The following is a 15876-nucleotide window of genomic DNA, read 5'->3' as shown; positions in this document are numbered from 1 at the left end:
GCGCCCGGGACTCAACCCCAGACATGACCGTGAGGGATTGCGCAATCCCTCACTCAGCGCATCCGCGGCACCCACGCGCCATGAAACCCGGCGGGCACCCGGCGCGGCAGGTGAACGGTCGCGACGGGCTCCGCGTCGATCTCGCGCGCGTCGAGAATCACGAGGTCGCTGGAGTCCGTCGCCGCACGATAGACCACCACCATCAGCCAGCCGTCGTCCTCGTCGACGCCTCCCGGGCGTGGCACGAACACAGGCTCGCTGTTCTGGTCGCCGGGCGGCAACGAGTAACGCGTCGTCGCGCCGCGCTCGTGATCGAAGCGGACCACGCCGCGCATCTCGACGGGAGTCGGCTGCTCGGTCGCATACAGGTATCGGTAGGGGCGCCCTGTCCGGCGCTCGTTGATGCGCGGCAGTTCAATCCCGCCGTCGCCGAGCGGGCCTTCTTCGACCCGGCCGGTCGCCGTGTCGATCACATAGCGCCACAGCACGCCGACGGGATTGTCCGCGAACCCGCCCGTGCTCGCGTCGAGCCGCAAGAACCACGGATAGCGGACCGCATCGAGCACGACGCAGGCTTCGTCGCGGTCATACGCATTGACGACGTGCTGGATGAAGCAAGGCTCGATGCCGAACCAGCGCACGTCGCCGCCGTACCGCGAGAGCACGCCGATGCGCGCCTGCCGGTCATCGTGCCAGCGCAGCGGCATCCGGTGGCCCTGCTTCAGCAGCGAGAAGTCGTACCCGACATTCAGGTCGAGTAGCAGGCTGCGGGTCGCGGTGATCGCGAGGTCGTGCATCATCGACGGCGCCGGCACGTCGACCACGACGTCGACGCGCTGCACACCCTGCGCGTCCGCGACACCGTAGCGCAGCCACGGCGCGCGCCAGTCCGCGCGAAACGCGATGAGCTCGCCCGTCAGCGGATCAACCTTCGGATGCGCGGTCATCCCGCCGGCAACCCCGGCGTGCCGTCGGGGCGCGCCGAGCGAATCGAGCTCGGCCGTGATCGCGAACGGCGCCCCACCCTCCGCCAGCGCCAGCACTTCGCCCGCATGCAGCAACACGCTCACGTTCGGATTGGTGTCGGGCAGGTGCGGCGCCTGGGCAGGCGAGTGCACGTCGGCCCAGCGGCGCGTGCGCGCCCAGCGGTTCCGGTAGCTGACCGCGCGACCATCCTCGAATGCAATCGCGTGCAGCATCGCCGCTTCCGGCCACCACGACAGCACGCCGTTGCCCTCGAAGCGGCCGCGCAGTGGGTTCGGACCATTGCGCAGCAGCGTTCCGTCGAGCTCGCGCGGGATGACTCCGGTGACGGACAGGTCGACGAGGTCGACCTCGTCGGCGACCGGAGCGACGGCGCCGCGGTTCAGATCAAATGCGGTCATGACGCCATTTCTACCCGGATATAAATACGCCGTCAATATCACCCGGGTAAAACAGGTCGTGACCGATGGCTGGCTCCGGGCCTGATGACTCCAGACATCAGGCCTCCGACTCCAGTCACCAGGGCCGGCCCCTTCCTTCAACGCAACCCCCTGGAACCAGACAGGGCCTGCGACCGCGAGAGGCACGAAACGGCAGGCATACGGGGTGCACTAGGGGTGGTCCGTCGCTGCACTCCACTGCCGAGGCCACTCATGAAGCTGCGCTCCTCTTCGTTCTCCAAGCCGTCCTTGTCGTCCGGCACCACCCCTTCCACCTCCCGCCCCCGCAGCGACAGCCTGCCGGCGAAGCCTGAGACCGCGAAGCCGAAGCCCCTGGCCACTCCCGAGCAGCTGCAGGCGGGCAAGAACAACCTCAAGCCCACCGACTACGGCGTGGTGGACCCCAAGCTCCAGGGCATCCGGACCCGCCGTGATAGCGGCCAGAGCGGCGCGCAGTTCGCGGACTTCACGCAGGACGTGCGCACCTCCACCAACCGCCTGACGAGCAAGCCCGTCGGCAACCAGATGCTGAACGACATCAACGGCCGCACCCAGGCCGTGAACCTCGGCGCCACGGGCACGCTGCGCCAGCCGCTGACGGCGATGGACGTCTACTCGGGCCGCAACGCGGCGCTGCCCAACTCGCATGTGCCCCGCAACGACGGCACCCTGTCGTCCACCCGCCCCGCGTACCGCTTCGACGGCCAGCCCGGCGCCGGCACGGCCAGCGACGTCAAGTACAACGAGAACGGCGGCGGCCAGCGCTTCAACAGCCTGGGCCACGAGTCGGTCCACGCCTGGCGCGCGTCCAACGGCCTCCAGGTGAGCCCCCTGGCCGCCAGCAAGCACTCCGACGCCCCCGTCTTCAAGCAGTACCCGTCGCACTCGGCCGACATGAAGGAGACCGTCGACGACCGCCTCCGCCTCCGGGAGGAGTTCGAGACCATCGGCCTGCGCCCCACGCCGCACACGAAGAACAACCCGACCGAGAACGCCCTCCGCGCCGAGCACGGCCTGCCGGCCCGCCAGGACTACTCGGGCCTGAAGCCCGACGGGAAGAACAGCAACGACGTGGCCTTCAAGAACTACGACGAGGGCACCGACGCCCGGAACTTCTTCCAGAAGGTGTCCGGCCAGCCGTCGCCCTTCCAGAAGATCGTCGGCGACCTGGAGAAGTGATGCCCCGGGGGGCCGCCGGTCCGTCAGCGTCACCCGGTCGCCGAGGCGCGGCGCGCCAGCGTTGCCAACGGCGGTACGGTGCTGCAAGGTCCGCACGGGGTGCCCGGCGGCGACGGGGTGTCGTCGCGACGGACCTCGCTGGCGCCGCGTTTGGTGTCGTGAGACGCCAAGGCGAATGAAGACAGGAGCGAAATCATGACGCCCCCCGTGAACAAGACCGTCCTCTGCCTCTGGTACGAGCACAATGCCGAAGAAGCGGCGGCGTTCTACGCCCGCACCTTCCCGGGCAGCTCCGTCGGCGCCGTCCACCGCGCACCGGGCGACTTCCCGGACGGCAAGGAGGGCGATGTCCTCACGGTGGAGTTCACCGTGCTGGGCTTCCGGTGCATCGGCCTCAATGGCGGCCCCACCTTCAAGCACTCCGAAGCCTTCTCGTTCCAGGTCAGCACCCGGGATCAGGAGGAAACGGACCGCTACTGGAATGCCATCGTCGGCAACGGCGGGCAGGAGAGCCAGTGCGGGTGGTGCAAGGACAAATGGGGAATTTCCTGGCAGATCACCCCTGCCGCCCTGTCGGACGGCATGAGCGATCCGGATCCGGCCGCGCGCAAGCGGGTGTTCGCCGCGATGATGGAGATGCGGAAGATCGACATCGCGGCCATCAATGCGGCGCGCAAGGGCTGAGGGCGGCTCAACCTGGAGCTGATACGTCCCTGCCCCTACCAGCTCCGCACCGGGAATCAGCACGAGGAAGTGAGCCTCTGAAGCTGCAACGCGCGCATGAGTCGCCTCCCGGCCGCGGACGCGAGTTCATGCGCACGGAAGCAGGGGAACCAGCAGCGCGTCGAGTGCCTCGCGCTTGAAGGGCTTGGTGATGAGGGGGCGGGTCGTCTGCTCCACGAACTCCCGGGAGCTGGGCGTGTAGGCACCTCCCGTCATGAAGATGATGCGCTGGGCCTGCTCGGGCAGCTCCTCGCGCAGCGCCTCGTGGAACTGCCGCCCCGTCACCTCCGCCATCATCAGGTCGCAGAGGATGGCGTCGTAGCGCCGCCCTTCGCGGATCCACTCCAGGGCCTCCTTCGCGCGGGGGGTGTAGTCCGCTTCGTGGACGTCCATCAGCAGCAGGCGGAGGGTCACCCCGAACGACCGCTCGTCATCCACGATGAGGATCCTTCCGCGCCGGGGTATCAGGGCGGGAGAGCGTGGAGCGTGCGCCACAGGGACCTCTCGCGGCGCCGAGGACGCCGGGAGCTGGACGGTGAAGGTGCTGCCCCCGCCGGGCGTGCTCTCCACGCTGATGTTCCCGTTCATCTGGGCGACCAGGCTGTGGCTGATGGCGAGCCCCAGCCCCAGGCCCTGGCCCATCCGCTTCGTGGTGAAGAAGGGATCGAAGATGTGCTCCAGGACGTCCGGTGCGATGCCCTGGCCCGTGTCCTGGACCTGCACGAGCACGCCCTCGTCGGAGGTCCGGAGGCGCACGCGGATCTCATGGCGGGAGGCCGCCCCCTCCGGAATGGCCTGGGCCGCGTTCACCAGCAGGTTGAGGAAGACCTGGCCCAGCCGGACGCTGTCGGCGACGACCTCCGGCACCTTCACGTAGTCCCGCACGACGTGGGCCCGGTGGCGGATCTCCACCGTGGCCATCTTCAGGGCCAGCTCCAGCACCTGCTCCACGTCGACGGTGCGACCCTGAGGTGCGGTGGGACGGGCGAAGGTGCCCAGGTCCTTGACGATGTCCTGGATGCGCTCGGCGCCGGCCTGCGCATGGGACAGCGCTTCGAGCGCCTGCGTCGCGCCGGTGTGGTGGCGCGTGGAGGCGAGCAGCTCCGCATCCACCGTCGCCGGTGCCGGGGCCCGCAGCGCGTGCGTGGCCAGGCTCAGGCTGCCCATGAGGAAGGCCAGCGGGTTGTTGATCTCGTGGGCGATCCCCGCCGCGAGCGTGCCGACCACCGCCAGGCGCTCGGACATGCTCAGGCGCACCTGCATCTGCCGCAGCTCGGTGATGTCGATGATGGCGGTCCGGCACATGCGCCCCGGCAGCCTCCCGTCCTCGAGCGGCGCGCTGTGGAGCCGGACTTCAATCCGCCTCCGCGCGATGCGCAGCCGCAACTCCGTGCTCACCGTCTCCCCGTCGATGCACTGGCGCACGTGGGCGAAGAAGCGGCCCAGGTCGGCCGGGTCCACGAAGGGCGTGAACGGCATCCCCTGCAGGTGCGTACGGTCCTGTCCCAGCAGGCCCGCGCCCGTGAGGTTGAGATCCTGGATGCAGGCCTTCGCATCCAGGCTCACGCAGGCCATGGGCGCGAAGTCGTACAGCTCCATGTAGCGGTTGCGGGATTCCTCCAATGCCTGCTGGGCCTCCTGCAGCTCGCGGTTCTGCATCTCCAGCTCCAGCTGGTGGCGCTGCAGCTCCCGCAGCAGGCCGCGCAGCTCTTCCGGAGCGCTGGGGTTGTTCTCCAATGCCTGCATCGCCTGGGTGAGATCCGCCCGTGTCATCCCGCTACGCCGCCCATCCATGGACTCCCCCACTCAGATCAGACTCACCTGAAGCCCTTCCGGGCGGGGCCCCTCCAGCGGGGGCCCTCCCAGGTGCTCAGGTCCTCCGGGTTATATCCTCAATGGAAAGCAACATGTACGGCACCCCCGACGTCCCGCTGGTGAGCTGGCGGGCATTGAGCAGCATGCGCCTGTGCCCGATGGTGTCGAAATCGTGCTCCATCACGAAGTCCCGCAGGTGTTTGTTCAAGGGCAGGATCTCCTCCAGCAGGTGGCGCAGCTGGGGGATGTTCCACTGGCCATTGCCGAGCGTGTAGAGCGGGTGCCCCAGCGTCTGCTCCTCGCTCACCTGGAAGGTGGCGTAGAAGGCCGGGTTGACGTTGATGACATGCAGGCCCGCGTCCAGCACCAGGAAGGGCTCGCGCATCGTCTCCACGATGGCCCTGGCGTACTCGCGGGACCGCTGGGACTCGTCGAGGCTGCTCTTGAGCCGGTCGATGTCCAGGAGCGTCATCACCGCGCCTTCGATTTTGTTGTCCACGGACTTGTAGGGGCGCAGGCGCAGCGAATACCAGTGCCCGTTGCTGTCGCGCACCTCCTGCTCGATGACGCTCAGCCGCTCGGTGACCTCGGTCACGGTGGCCTCCAGGTCCGGCAGGGGCAGGGCCAGCTTCACGTCGCGCAGGGGGCGTCCGATGTCCGAGGACGAGAGCTTCAGCACCTCCTCCGCCATGGGGGTGAAGCGGCGGATGCGGTGGTCGTTGCCCAGCATCACGGTGGCGATGTGGGTGCTGCCAATCAGGTTGCTCAGGTCGCTGTTGAGCTGGCTGAGCTCGAGGTTGCGGTTCTGCAGCTCCTCGTTGACGGTGGTCAGCTCCTCGTTGGTGGACTGCAACTCCTCCTTGGCGGTCTCCAGCTCCTCGTTGGTGGACTGCAGCTCCTCGTTGCTGGACTGGAGCTCCTCGGTGGCGGAGCGCAGCTCCTCGTGCGTGGCCTCCTGCTCCTCCGTGACCGTCTGCAGGTGCTCCTGCGTCATGAGCAGCTCCTCGCGCAGCCACTCCGCCTCGCGCCTGTGCTCGCCCTCGCGTCCGTCGGGCGCGGAGGCGTGGCCCTCGCGCTCCGGGGCCGGGGCGGCCTCCTGCACCTCCTCGAAGAGCACGAGGAAGCAGTGCTCCTTGCCCGCATGCGCGGCGCGCAGCGGGTGCACCTCCAGGTTGATCTTGCGTTGCCGGGCCCCCTCCGACAGCGTCAGCCCCTCCTTGCGCACCCGGCTGTCGCTCTTCTTCGCCCGGTGCAGGGCCGCCCGGAGCTCCAGCGACAGCCCCTCGCGCGCCATCCGGATGAGGTTGAGGCTCGCGACCCCCGGGAGCGGTTCGAGGTAGGGCCCGGTGTGGCCCCGGAAGTGGAGGATCTCCAGGTCCTCGTTGACGATGACGCCCGGGGGCCCGTAGCGGGCGAGCACCAGCCGGTCCGCTTCCTGCTGCGCATCCAGGTCCGCGCCCCGGGGCTCCAGCTTGCGCCGCGCGCTGGAGGGGCGCTCCGCCGGGGACTCCCGATAGGTGAAGGAGAGGCTCTGCGGGGGGGCGGTGTTCTTCTTGCGGTAGAGCTTGTTGCGCTTGTCCACCAGGGAGAACAGGTCCGCGGAAGCGCCCACCGTCTCCGACGTGCCCAGCATCAGGAACCCACCCGGGCGCAGGGCGTAGTGGAAGACGGGCAGGATCTTCTTCTGCAGCACCGGGCCCAGGTAGATGAGGACGTTGCGGCAGCTGATGAGGTCCACCCGCGAAAAGGGCGGATCGCTCACCAGGTTCTGCTGCGCGAAGACGCAGACGTTCCGCAGCGACTTGTGGATCTGATAGCCGCCCTCCGTCTTCACGAAGAAGCGGCGCAGGCGCTCGGGCGACACGCCGGAGACGCTGGCCTCCGGGTAGACGGCGGTGCGGGCCTGCTCGATGGCCGTCGCGCTCACGTCCGTCGCGAACACCTGGAGGGAGTGGCCCGTGGCCGAGGCGCCCAGGTACTCCATCAGGCACATGACGAGCGAGTAGACCTCCTCGCCCGTTGAGCAGCCGGGGACCCAGACGCGGAAGGGCTGCTCGGGCGGGCGGCCCTGGAAGAGCTCCGGGAAGACCTTCTGCTGGAGCGCTTCGAAGGCGGGGGCGTCCCGGAAGAAGCTGGTGACGTGGATGAGCAGGTCCTGGTGGAGCAGGTCCAGCTCCTCCGGGTGCGCCTCCAGGTGGCGGACATAGGTGTCCAGGTCCTCCACCTTGCACAGGAGCATCCGTCGCTCCAGCCGTCGGTGGATGGTGCTGGGCTTGTAGTGCGTGAAGTCCACGCCCACGCCTTCGCGCAGCAACCGGAAGACCCGCTGCAGCCCCTCCTCCGGAAGCGCCGGGGGCGCGGCCGCGTCCGGCGCCGCGCGGGCCTGGGGCGCGAGCGTGCCCAGGTGGGCGAGCTGCGCGAGGGTCACCGCCATGCCCTCGGGAGTCAGGATGTGATCCACGCAGCCCGCCGCGATGGCGCTCCGGGGCATGCCGTCGAAGTGGGCGGACGTCGGCTCCTGGGCCAGGGTGGTGCCGCCCGCCTCGCGCACGGCCTGCAGCCCCCGGGTGCCGTCGGAGCCCGTGCCGGACAGGATGACGCCGATGGCCCGGCCCGGCGCCTGCGCCGCGAGCGATGCCAGGAAGTCGTCGATGAGCCTCAGCCCCTGCGGCGAGCTGCGCGACGCCCCCAGGTGCAGCGCCCCACGCTCCAGCGTCAGGCTGACGCCCGGAGGGTTGACGTAGAGGTGATCCGGCGTGAGCGTGAGGCCCTCGGACGCCTCCACCACCGGCATCGCCGTCCCCCGGCCCAGCAGCTCCGGCAGCGCGCTCTCGTGCTCGGGGGACAGGTGCTGCACGAACACGAACGCCATCCCCGTCCGCGCAGGCAGGTGCTCCAGCAGGGACAGGATGGCCGGAAGGCCGCCCGCGGAGGCGCCAATCCCCACCACCGGGAAGCGCTCCAGGAACGGCTTCGCGCCCGCGTCTTCCTCGCGGGGGCGTGGCGGCGGGGGGGAGGTGGGCTGCTTCTTCACGAGGAATCCCTTCGGCGCCCGTCATGGCATCGCGCCACAAGGAGCCTTCCCTCCTGATAGCCCAGCGCGCCCCCGGCCGCTGGACGTCATTTCACCCGCCGCGCCCAGCCGGCAGCGGACCGGGGCCCGTCTCCCAGGCAGCGTGGGCAGCACCAGGTGCGCCAGGAGGGCACGCACCCCACTGGAGCCGTCAGAGACACCAGCGCCCTCAAGCCTGCCTCCACGCCTGCCGCGGGCGAAGACATCCAGCGCGAAGCTCCTGCTTGAGCAACCCGGCCCCATCCAGCCGCGGCGTGCGCTCCTGGGTCGGCTCCTGCATCAGGGCGGCTCTCTTGCCTCTTCCGGCTTCGGCTCTGCCTCCGCAATGAGGAGCACTACGCGGCGGGCCCGACGAGCGTGAACGGATCGGGGATGACGACGCGGATCGCCGCGGCGAGCTCGGGCTCAAGCCGCGACCTCTCGGTGTCCCAAGTCATCTGCAAGGCGGCACGCAGCCTCTGGAAGAGATGAATGAAGTAGAACGGAGACCGGCCATTGACGTTCATGCCGGGGAGGCGGCGACTCATCGAGTGTGCTTCGACCCGCATGGGCTCGAAGAACGACATCCCGGTCGCCAGCTCGATGCACTTCTCCACTTCGCGTTTGGGATGAAGCGCGGCGAGCAGGAGCAGCATCGCTGGCGGATCATCGCTCGCCAGCCAGGCGGCCGTGACCGTCACACGATCGACGCCGAGGTCCTGCGGCAATGACCAGTCGCGGTTGCGGCCGGGCATCTGCTCCATCAGGTCGGTGAGCGTACGCGGCGTCGTCACGCGACGAGGATACGGCAGCGAGCAGGGAGAAGCACCCACACGATTCGCCAGGGGCGAAGCGTGCCCTTCAGTGCTAGTCCATACCGCCATGTCCGGCGACTCACCCCTCCCCGCCCCCGGCGGCTTGCCCACCCTGCGCTTCCCCCCCGAGCTCCCCATCTCGAGCCGGGTGGAGGACATCACCGCGGCCATCTCCGCCCATCAGGTGGTCATCGTCGCGGGGGCCACCGGCTCCGGGAAGACGACGCAGCTGCCGAAGGTCCTGCTCGCCATGGGGCGCGGCCGGCCGCGCCAGATTGGCGTCACCCAGCCCCGGCGCATCGCCGCGACGAGCGTGGCGGCGCGCGTGGCCCGTGAGCTTGGCACGGAGCTGGGCACGGACGTCGGCTACCAGATCCGCTTCGAGGACCGCTCGTCCAAGCGGACGGCCGTGAAGTTCATGACCGACGGTGTCCTGCTCGCGCAGATCCACAGCGACCCGCTCCTGAGCCGCTACGACACCCTCGTGCTCGACGAGGCCCACGAGCGCAGCCTCACCATCGACTTCCTGCTCGGGTGGCTCAAGCGCATCCTCCCCCGGCGCCCCGACCTCAAGGTGGTGGTGAGTTCGGCCACCATCGAGACGGAGCGCTTCTCGCAGTTCTTCGGGGGCGCTCCGGTCATCCAGGTGGAGGGCCGGACCTTTCCGGTGGACGTGCTCTACGAGCCGCCCCCCGACGACGCCGAGCTCGCCGACGCCGTCGCCGATTCGGTGGCGAACGTGATCTCGCTCGACCCGGACGGGGACGTGCTCGTGTTCCTCCCCGGCGAGCGGGAGATCCGCGAGGCCGAGAACGCCCTGAACGCACGCGAGCTTCGCGGCACCGTGGTGCAGCCCCTGTATGCGCGCCTGTCGGCCGCCGAGCAGTCGCGCGTCTTCGCCACCATCCCCCAGCGCCGCGTCATCCTCGCGACCAACGTCGCGGAGACGTCGGTCACCATCCCGGGCATCGTGTACGTCGTGGACACGGGGGTGGCGCGCCTGTCGCGCTACGACCCACGCTCGGGCACCACGCGCCTGCACATCGAGCCGGTCTCCCAGGCCAGCGCCGACCAGCGCAAGGGGCGCTGCGGCCGCGTGCGCGAGGGCATCTGCGTGCGCCTCTACGACGAGGCGGGCTTCACCTCGCGGCCCGGCTTCACCGACCCGGAGATCAAGCGCACCGGGCTCGCGGGCGTCATCCTGCGGATGAAGTCGCTCGGCCTGGGTGACGTCGAGGACTTCCCCTTCCTCGACCCACCCCAGCCGAAGGCCATCGCCGAGGGCTGGCGGGTGCTCGAGGAGCTCGGGGCCATCGAGGGCAAGGAGCGCACCCTGACGCCGCTCGGGCATCAGCTCGCGCGCTTCCCGGTGGACCCGCGCATCGCGCGGATGATCCTCGCCGGCGCTGACTACGGGTGCCTGGACGAGGTGCTCATCGTCGCCGCGGCGCTCAACCTGCAGGACCCGCGCGAGCGGCCACGGGAGCTCGCCCAGAAGGCGGACGCGTCGCACGCGCGGTTCCGTGACGAGCACTCGGACTTCACGGGGCTGCTCAAGCTGTGGGCCTTCGTGCGCGAGGCCGAGGGCCGGGGGACGTCCCATCTGCGGCGCGTGTGCCGCGACAACTTCCTGTCCTTCCTTCGCGTGCGCGAGTGGCGGGACGTCCAGCGCCAGTTGGAGGAGACCGTCAAGGAGCTCCGCCTGCCGCGCAAGGGCCGGGGCCCCCCGGCGCGCGGGGACGTGCTGCACCAGGCGCTCCTCACCGGGCTGCTGTCCCGCATTGGCCAGTGGAACCCGGAGCAGCGCCAATACACGGGCGCGAAGCAGACGCGCTTCATGGTCCACCCCTCGTCGGCGCTCGCGAGAAAGCCCCCGGCCTGGGCGATGGCGTTCGAGCTGGTGGAGACGTCCCAGCTGTTCGCGCGCACCGTGGCGAAGCTGGACCCGGAGTGGCTCGCGGCGGCGGCCCCCCACCTGCTCAAGCGCAGCTACTCCGAACCGCACTGGTCGGAGAAGTCCGCGCGCGCCATCGTGAAGGAGAACGCGACCCTCTTCGGGCTTCAGGTCTTCAAGGAGCGCCCCGTGCCCCTGGCCAACATGGACCCTGCCCGGGCACGGCTGATGTTCCTCGAGCACGCCCTGGTGCGCGGCGAGTACCGCACCCGCGGTGCGTTCCAGGAGGAGAACCGCGAAGTGCTGGAGCGCGTGGCGCGCCTGCGGGACAAGGCCCGGCGCAGCGAGCTGCTCGACGAAGAGGCGCTGCTGACGTTCTTCGACGAGCGCGTCCCGGCGGACGTGACGGACGGAGCAGGCTTCGAGGCCTGGCGCCGCAAGGCCGAGGCGGACGACCCCGACGTGCTCGTCCTCACGATGGAGGATGCCCTCGCGCACGACCCGGGCCTGTCCCCGGCGCACTACCCGGATGCCATCCCCCTGCACGGCGCGTCCGTGCCGGTGACGTACACCTTCGACCCCTCGGCCGAGGACGACGGCATCACCCTGAGCGTGCCGCTGCTGCTGCTCGCCCAGCTGGTCCCGGGTGAGCTGGACTGGACCATCCCCGGGTGGCAGCGGGAGAAGCTCACCGCCCTGCTCGAGCAGGTCCCCCGCGCCCAGCGCAAGCAGCTGGGGCCCTTGCCGGAGCTGGTCGACCGGCTCCAGAAGGAGCTCGTGCCCTTCCGAGGGCCCATGCTTCCAGCGCTCGCGGGCGCGGTGTCCCGGCTGTGCGGCGTGGACGTGACCGAGGAGTCCTTCCGTGCGGATGCCGTGCCGCCGTACCTGCGCACCACGCTCCGGGTGCTCGACGAGCGGGGAAAGGAGCTCGCGCGCAGCCGCGACGCCGACGCGCTCATTGAGCAGCACGGAGGACGCGCACGGGCGGCGCTGCGCAGCGTGGCGCCGACCTCGGACTGGGAGCGCAAGGGGCTGACCGCCTGGACCTTCGGCGAGCTGCCCCCCGTGGTCACCCGGCGGGTCGGCGGGCTGGAGGTTCGCAGCTACCCCGCGCTCGTCGACCGCGGCGCCGCCGTGGACCTGGTGCTGCTCGAGACCGCCGCCGCCGCCGACGCGGCCTCGCGCACGGGGGTCCGCCGGCTCCTGATGATCGCCGCGCGCGGACACGTGGCCGTCAGCGCCGCGCGCATGCCGCTGCCCTTCCCGTCCCTGGACGGCGCGCCGCCCGCGCGGGGCCAGGCCGACGCGTTCAAGGCGCTCGTCCTCGCACGCGGCGTCGATGATGCGTTCAAGCTCACACCGGGTGCTCCGCTGCCCCGCACGAAGGCGGCCTTCGAGGCGCGGGTGCAGGAGGGCTCCCCGCGCATCGAGCAGGCGGCCCGGGACTGGGCGAACGCCGTCGTCGCCACCTCGGCGGAGCTCGCGGAGACGCTCGCCGCGCTCAAGGCCGCCTCCAAGGGGCCGAGCGGCGCGGCGGCCGTGCGGGACATCCGCTCGCAGCTCGCGCAGCTGTTCCCCGCGAAGCTCATCGAGTGGATTCCCCTCGGGCGCCTGCTGCACTACCCGCGCTATCTCCGCGCGGCCCAGGCACGACTGGCGCGTGCGGTGGCGAACCCCGCCAAGGACGCAGGGAAGGCCGCGCCCTTCACCCCCTTGTGGGAGAGCTTCCTCGCCCGGTCCGCCACCGTGCGGGACCTGGAGGCGGCGCAGGAGCTGCGGTGGGCCTTCGAGGAGCTCCGCGTGGCCATCTTCGCTCCGGAGGTGACGACGCCCGTGTCGGTGACGGTGGCGAAGGTCAGCGCGGCCCTCGCGGCGCTTCGCTAGGAGCGAGTGGCGGTGCGCCCGCGACGAGCGCCCGCGTTACTCCAGCTCCACCAGCAGGCGCTCGCCCTCCCGGAGAACGCGCACCGGTCGCTGCATCCCCGCTTGAAAGAGCGGCACCTCCATGGGCCGTACGAGGCGGTCCGCCGTGGCCTGGAACTCAGCGGCCTCGGAAGGCAGGCGAACGGTGAGCGCGAAGCGGATGATGTCGTTGCCTCCGTGGCCCCCTCCGTTCGGCTCCCAGCCGAGGATGCGCGCCGTCCCTGCCTCACCCTGTGCGAGCACCTTCGCGCGCCGTACGTCAGCCCCTACCGTCCACCGAAGCAGGGCCACCAGTCCGACAGCGAGCGTAACGACGACCACGGCAACGACGAGGAGCACCAGCATGGCCGAACGCTACCACATGGGATTTTGGCGCCTGTGCCTGTCGTCCCTACCGCGCGCATACGCCTTGTCAGGCGCGGGCCCACGTCCAACATTGGAGAGGGCCGATGATGGGAATGCCGAGGCGAGCGCGAGGATGGGGCGGCGTCCAGGTGTTCGCGCTGGGCCACTCCACGCGCACCCTCGAGGAGCTGGTGGAGATGCTGTGGGCGAACGGCGTGCGGACACTGGTGGACATCCGCACGGTGCCGCGCTCCCGCACGAACCCGCGGTTCAACGTGGACGTGCTGGGGAGGACGCTGGCCCAGGTGGGCGTTGTGCACCTGCACCTGCCAGCGCTCGGCGGGCTGCGGCGTGCGCGCAAGGACTCGCCCAACGCGGCCTGGCGCAACCTGAGCTTTCGCGGCTACGCGGATGACATGCTGACGGAGGACTTCGCGCAGGGGCTGGAGGCGCTGTGAGCTGTCGTTCGCCCCGGCCTCCGCCGTAGACTCCTCCGGATGATTGCTCCTCCGCGTGACAAGCCCCTCCCGCGCCGCGCCGCCCTCCTCTCCGGCCTGCTGCTCGCGACGGCGTGTGGCCGGCGCGTGGAGTCCGATAGCACCGAAGCCGTGGGCTCCGCCGTCGTCAGGCACGTGAGGACCTGCCAGTGGCTGGACTGGGAGAACACCTCCTGCCGGGTGGACTCCGTGATGACGGCGGGCTCCCGGCGCATCGAGGGTGTCTATTTCACTTCGGCGAGCCCTCACGAGGAGCTGGCCCTCGTGAACCTGCGGCAGGGGGACAGCCTGCTCATCGACACGCGCTCCGGAGCGGTCCGCGCGACGCTGCCCACCCAAAGCACCGTCGAGGCGTGGTGCGGCGACGCGGAGCTCGTCCTCTCCGCAAGCGTGAAGGACTCCGGCCCCACCGGGGAGAGCTGGGGCTCCCATCTGGAGCACGTGTGGCTTGAACACGGCACGGAGGTCCACCGCGCCTCCCTCTACCGGGGCCCGCGCCACGTGGCCCGGGTCCTCTGCGGCCCCGAGCACACGGTGGCGCTCGTGCTCGCGAACACCCACGACGGGCCGCCCATCGAGCTGTACCGCTGGAGCGCTGACCCGGGTCTCCAACGCGTGGAGACCTGGCCCGGGGACATCCCGGGAGGTGATGCCTCCGACCTCGTCCTCTCCTGGACCGCCGCGGGACGGCCGGACTGGTGCGCGCGCAGCCGCCCCTACTCCCTCGGGACGTGCGTGCCACCCGCCCGGCCAGCCGTCCCCTGAACCCTCAGCGCCCCCAATAGCGTGGCCAGGGACGCAGGCGGGACGCCCACGAGCGTTCCCTGGGTCAGCAGCCGTCAGCGCGGGTGCAGTTCCCAGCGGTACGGGGTCCCGGGCGTGGCCGGAATGACGGAATGGCCCACACGCAGGAAGTACCTGCCCGGTGCGTTCGGCCGCACGTCGCCGGAGACGGCCTGCGTCGGGACGGGCGTCACGCCATCCGCCTCCAACAGCACGCACACCGGCGAGCCGTTCCCCAGCGGGGGGCCGCGCACCTCGTACGCGCGCGCCTCCAGGTCGAAGGCGAACCAGTCCTCGTCATACGACGTGTCGATCCACCCCTCGGCGTAGAGCATTGACGCGGGGCGACACGCCGCCACTCCGCCTTCGCTCGTGCAGTAGCCCGCGGTGCAGTGCACACCGGCGCACACGCGGTTCACCTCGTCCTGGGAGGGTCCGGTGGCGGGAGGGGTGATTTCGTCAGTGCCGCAGCCGGACAGCAAGGCGGTGGCCAGGAGGAAGGAGAAGAAGGCACGCATGGTCGTGGGGCTTCAGCGGGGAAGGAGTTCAACGCGATAGACATCCGGGCCCTGGAAGCGTCCGAACATGTCGGCCCGCAGCAGGTGGCGTCCCGCGGCGCGAGGCACCCAGGCGCCGGACGCGGCATCCCAGGGGACGGGCGTCACGCCGTCGGCCTCGAAGAGGTCGAACTTCGTGTCGAGCGACGTGCGGCTCAACGCATGGGGGCGTGCCTCCAGCGTCAGCGCGAACCAGTCCACGTCGGTGGAGGCGTTCAGCACGCCCGTGGCGCTCAGCGCGCCGCCCAGGTCCGTCGCGTTCGCGGGAGTGCCCGCGTGGTCGTCCACGCCCACCTCCCGCAGCTCCAGGCGGTACTGCGCCAGGGGACCGAAGACGCGCAGCAGCACCGTGCTGTCGGCGTCCACCATGAAGTGGTGCACCCTGGCGGTGTCGTTACGGGTGAGGCTGGAGCCCGGGTCCTCGCTGCGGACGGCCTCGACGGAGGCTCCGTCCGCCTCCAGGCTGTAGACGTGCCCTGCCTCCGCGTCGAAGCGAAAGAAGTCCACGTCGCCGGTGGCGGTGAGATAGCCCGTGAGCGCCACGTCGCCCAGGACGTGCACCGCGTCCTGGGGGCCGGTTCCGTGGTCCGTCCCCAGGTCCAGGAGCGTCAGGGCATGCGCACCCCACTCGCCATTGGCTTCCACGCGCACCTGGAGCCACGCGTCCCAGGCAATGCCCACGGGAAAGAGCAGGACCTCGCTCCTCCGTGTGAGGACGCGGGCGTCACGGCAAGGCCCGAAGTCGGGGGTGTCACAGCGCAGCGAGTACGCGTGCCCCGCGCGGGCGAGGAAGGAGAACACGTCCTGGTCAGCGCCATGCTCCAGGGTCCCCCTCAGCGGGATGCTGGCGGCCTCAGGCAGCAAGGTCG

Annotated in this window: 12 protein-coding genes; 5 read left to right on the top strand and 7 right to left on the bottom strand. The window is 70.4% G+C overall.

Annotation, left to right across the window (positions count from 1 at the left end):
* Positions 1–53 precede the first annotated feature (53 nt).
* Positions 54–1385: a carotenoid oxygenase family protein gene (locus tag AABA78_RS27930; RefSeq protein WP_338267531.1), complete on the bottom strand. Its 1332-nt coding sequence runs from the start codon at positions 1383–1385 to the stop codon at positions 54–56.
* Positions 1386–1637: 252 nt separating this feature from the next.
* On the opposite strand from AABA78_RS27930, the gene AABA78_RS27925 reads away from it, so the two are divergent.
* The gene (locus AABA78_RS27925) at positions 1638–2603 is read left to right on the top strand and encodes a M91 family zinc metallopeptidase (protein ID WP_338267529.1); all 966 of its coding nucleotides are present in this window, start codon (positions 1638–1640) and stop codon (positions 2601–2603) included.
* 195 nt (positions 2604–2798) lie between these two features.
* The gene (locus AABA78_RS27920; protein WP_338267527.1) at positions 2799–3287 is read left to right on the top strand and encodes a VOC family protein; all 489 of its coding nucleotides are present in this window, start codon (positions 2799–2801) and stop codon (positions 3285–3287) included.
* A gap of 126 nt (positions 3288–3413) precedes the next feature.
* Here AABA78_RS27920 and AABA78_RS27915 read toward each other — a convergent pair whose 3' ends face one another.
* From AABA78_RS27915 to AABA78_RS27905, 3 genes are all read right to left on the bottom strand, one after another.
* Positions 3414–5099 carry an ATP-binding protein gene (locus AABA78_RS27915; protein WP_338267525.1) on the bottom strand — a complete coding sequence of 562 codons (1686 nt, stop codon included), beginning with the start codon at positions 5097–5099 and terminating at the stop codon, positions 3414–3416.
* Between the two features lie 97 nt (positions 5100–5196).
* Positions 5197–8175, bottom strand: a complete 2979-nt coding sequence (locus tag AABA78_RS27910) for a chemotaxis protein CheB (protein ID WP_338267523.1) — start codon at positions 8173–8175, stop codon at positions 5197–5199.
* 374 nt (positions 8176–8549) lie between these two features.
* A complete protein-coding gene (locus AABA78_RS27905; protein ID WP_338267520.1) occupies positions 8550–8987 on the bottom strand; it encodes a hypothetical protein in 438 nt (145 codons plus the stop codon).
* A gap of 88 nt (positions 8988–9075) precedes the next feature.
* On the opposite strand from AABA78_RS27905, the gene hrpA reads away from it, so the two are divergent.
* Positions 9076–12786: an ATP-dependent RNA helicase HrpA gene (gene hrpA / locus AABA78_RS27900; protein WP_338268038.1), complete on the top strand. Its 3711-nt coding sequence runs from the start codon at positions 9076–9078 to the stop codon at positions 12784–12786.
* A gap of 36 nt (positions 12787–12822) precedes the next feature.
* Here hrpA and AABA78_RS27895 read toward each other — a convergent pair whose 3' ends face one another.
* Positions 12823–13170 carry a hypothetical protein gene (locus AABA78_RS27895; RefSeq protein WP_338267517.1) on the bottom strand — a complete coding sequence of 116 codons (348 nt, stop codon included), beginning with the start codon at positions 13168–13170 and terminating at the stop codon, positions 12823–12825.
* 104 nt (positions 13171–13274) lie between these two features.
* On the opposite strand from AABA78_RS27895, the gene AABA78_RS27890 reads away from it, so the two are divergent.
* The gene (locus AABA78_RS27890) at positions 13275–13628 is read left to right on the top strand and encodes a DUF488 domain-containing protein (protein WP_338267516.1); all 354 of its coding nucleotides are present in this window, start codon (positions 13275–13277) and stop codon (positions 13626–13628) included.
* A 39-nt stretch (positions 13629–13667) separates the two neighbouring features.
* Positions 13668–14432, top strand: a complete 765-nt coding sequence (locus AABA78_RS27885) for a hypothetical protein (protein ID WP_338267514.1) — start codon at positions 13668–13670, stop codon at positions 14430–14432.
* Positions 14433–14506: 74 nt separating this feature from the next.
* On the opposite strand, the gene AABA78_RS27880 is transcribed toward AABA78_RS27885, so the two are convergent.
* Complete coding sequence (locus tag AABA78_RS27880) at positions 14507–14968, bottom strand: hypothetical protein (protein WP_338267512.1); 462 nt, start codon at positions 14966–14968, stop codon at positions 14507–14509.
* A 12-nt stretch (positions 14969–14980) separates the two neighbouring features.
* A complete protein-coding gene (locus tag AABA78_RS27875) occupies positions 14981–15808 on the bottom strand; it encodes a hypothetical protein (protein ID WP_338267511.1) in 828 nt (275 codons plus the stop codon).
* Positions 15809–15876 lie beyond the last annotated feature (68 nt).

Source organism: Corallococcus caeni (genome assembly GCF_036245865.1).
Lineage (GTDB): Bacteria > Myxococcota > Myxococcia > Myxococcales > Myxococcaceae > Corallococcus > Corallococcus caeni.
Note: the sequence above shows the minus strand (reverse complement) of the source record. Positions and strands in the feature narration are given on the sequence as shown.

What these genes read in the sequence shown, in the direction of transcription:
- AABA78_RS27930 (WP_338267531.1), bottom strand. Translation starts at nt 1,385, where the DNA reads ATGACCGCATTTGATCTGAACCGCGGCGCCGTCGCTCCGGTCGCCGAC.
- AABA78_RS27925 (WP_338267529.1), top strand. Translation starts at nt 1,638, where the DNA reads ATGAAGCTGCGCTCCTCTTCGTTCTCCAAGCCGTCCTTGTCGTCCGGC.
- AABA78_RS27920 (WP_338267527.1), top strand. Translation starts at nt 2,799, where the DNA reads ATGACGCCCCCCGTGAACAAGACCGTCCTCTGCCTCTGGTACGAGCAC.
- AABA78_RS27915 (WP_338267525.1), bottom strand. Translation starts at nt 5,099, where the DNA reads ATGACACGGGCGGATCTCACCCAGGCGATGCAGGCATTGGAGAACAAC.
- hrpA (WP_338268038.1), top strand. Translation starts at nt 9,076, where the DNA reads ATGTCCGGCGACTCACCCCTCCCCGCCCCCGGCGGCTTGCCCACCCTG.
- AABA78_RS27895 (WP_338267517.1), bottom strand. Translation starts at nt 13,170, where the DNA reads ATGCTGGTGCTCCTCGTCGTTGCCGTGGTCGTCGTTACGCTCGCTGTC.
- AABA78_RS27890 (WP_338267516.1), top strand. Translation starts at nt 13,275, where the DNA reads ATGATGGGAATGCCGAGGCGAGCGCGAGGATGGGGCGGCGTCCAGGTG.
- AABA78_RS27885 (WP_338267514.1), top strand. Translation starts at nt 13,668, where the DNA reads ATGATTGCTCCTCCGCGTGACAAGCCCCTCCCGCGCCGCGCCGCCCTC.
- AABA78_RS27880 (WP_338267512.1), bottom strand. Translation starts at nt 14,968, where the DNA reads ATGCGTGCCTTCTTCTCCTTCCTCCTGGCCACCGCCTTGCTGTCCGGC.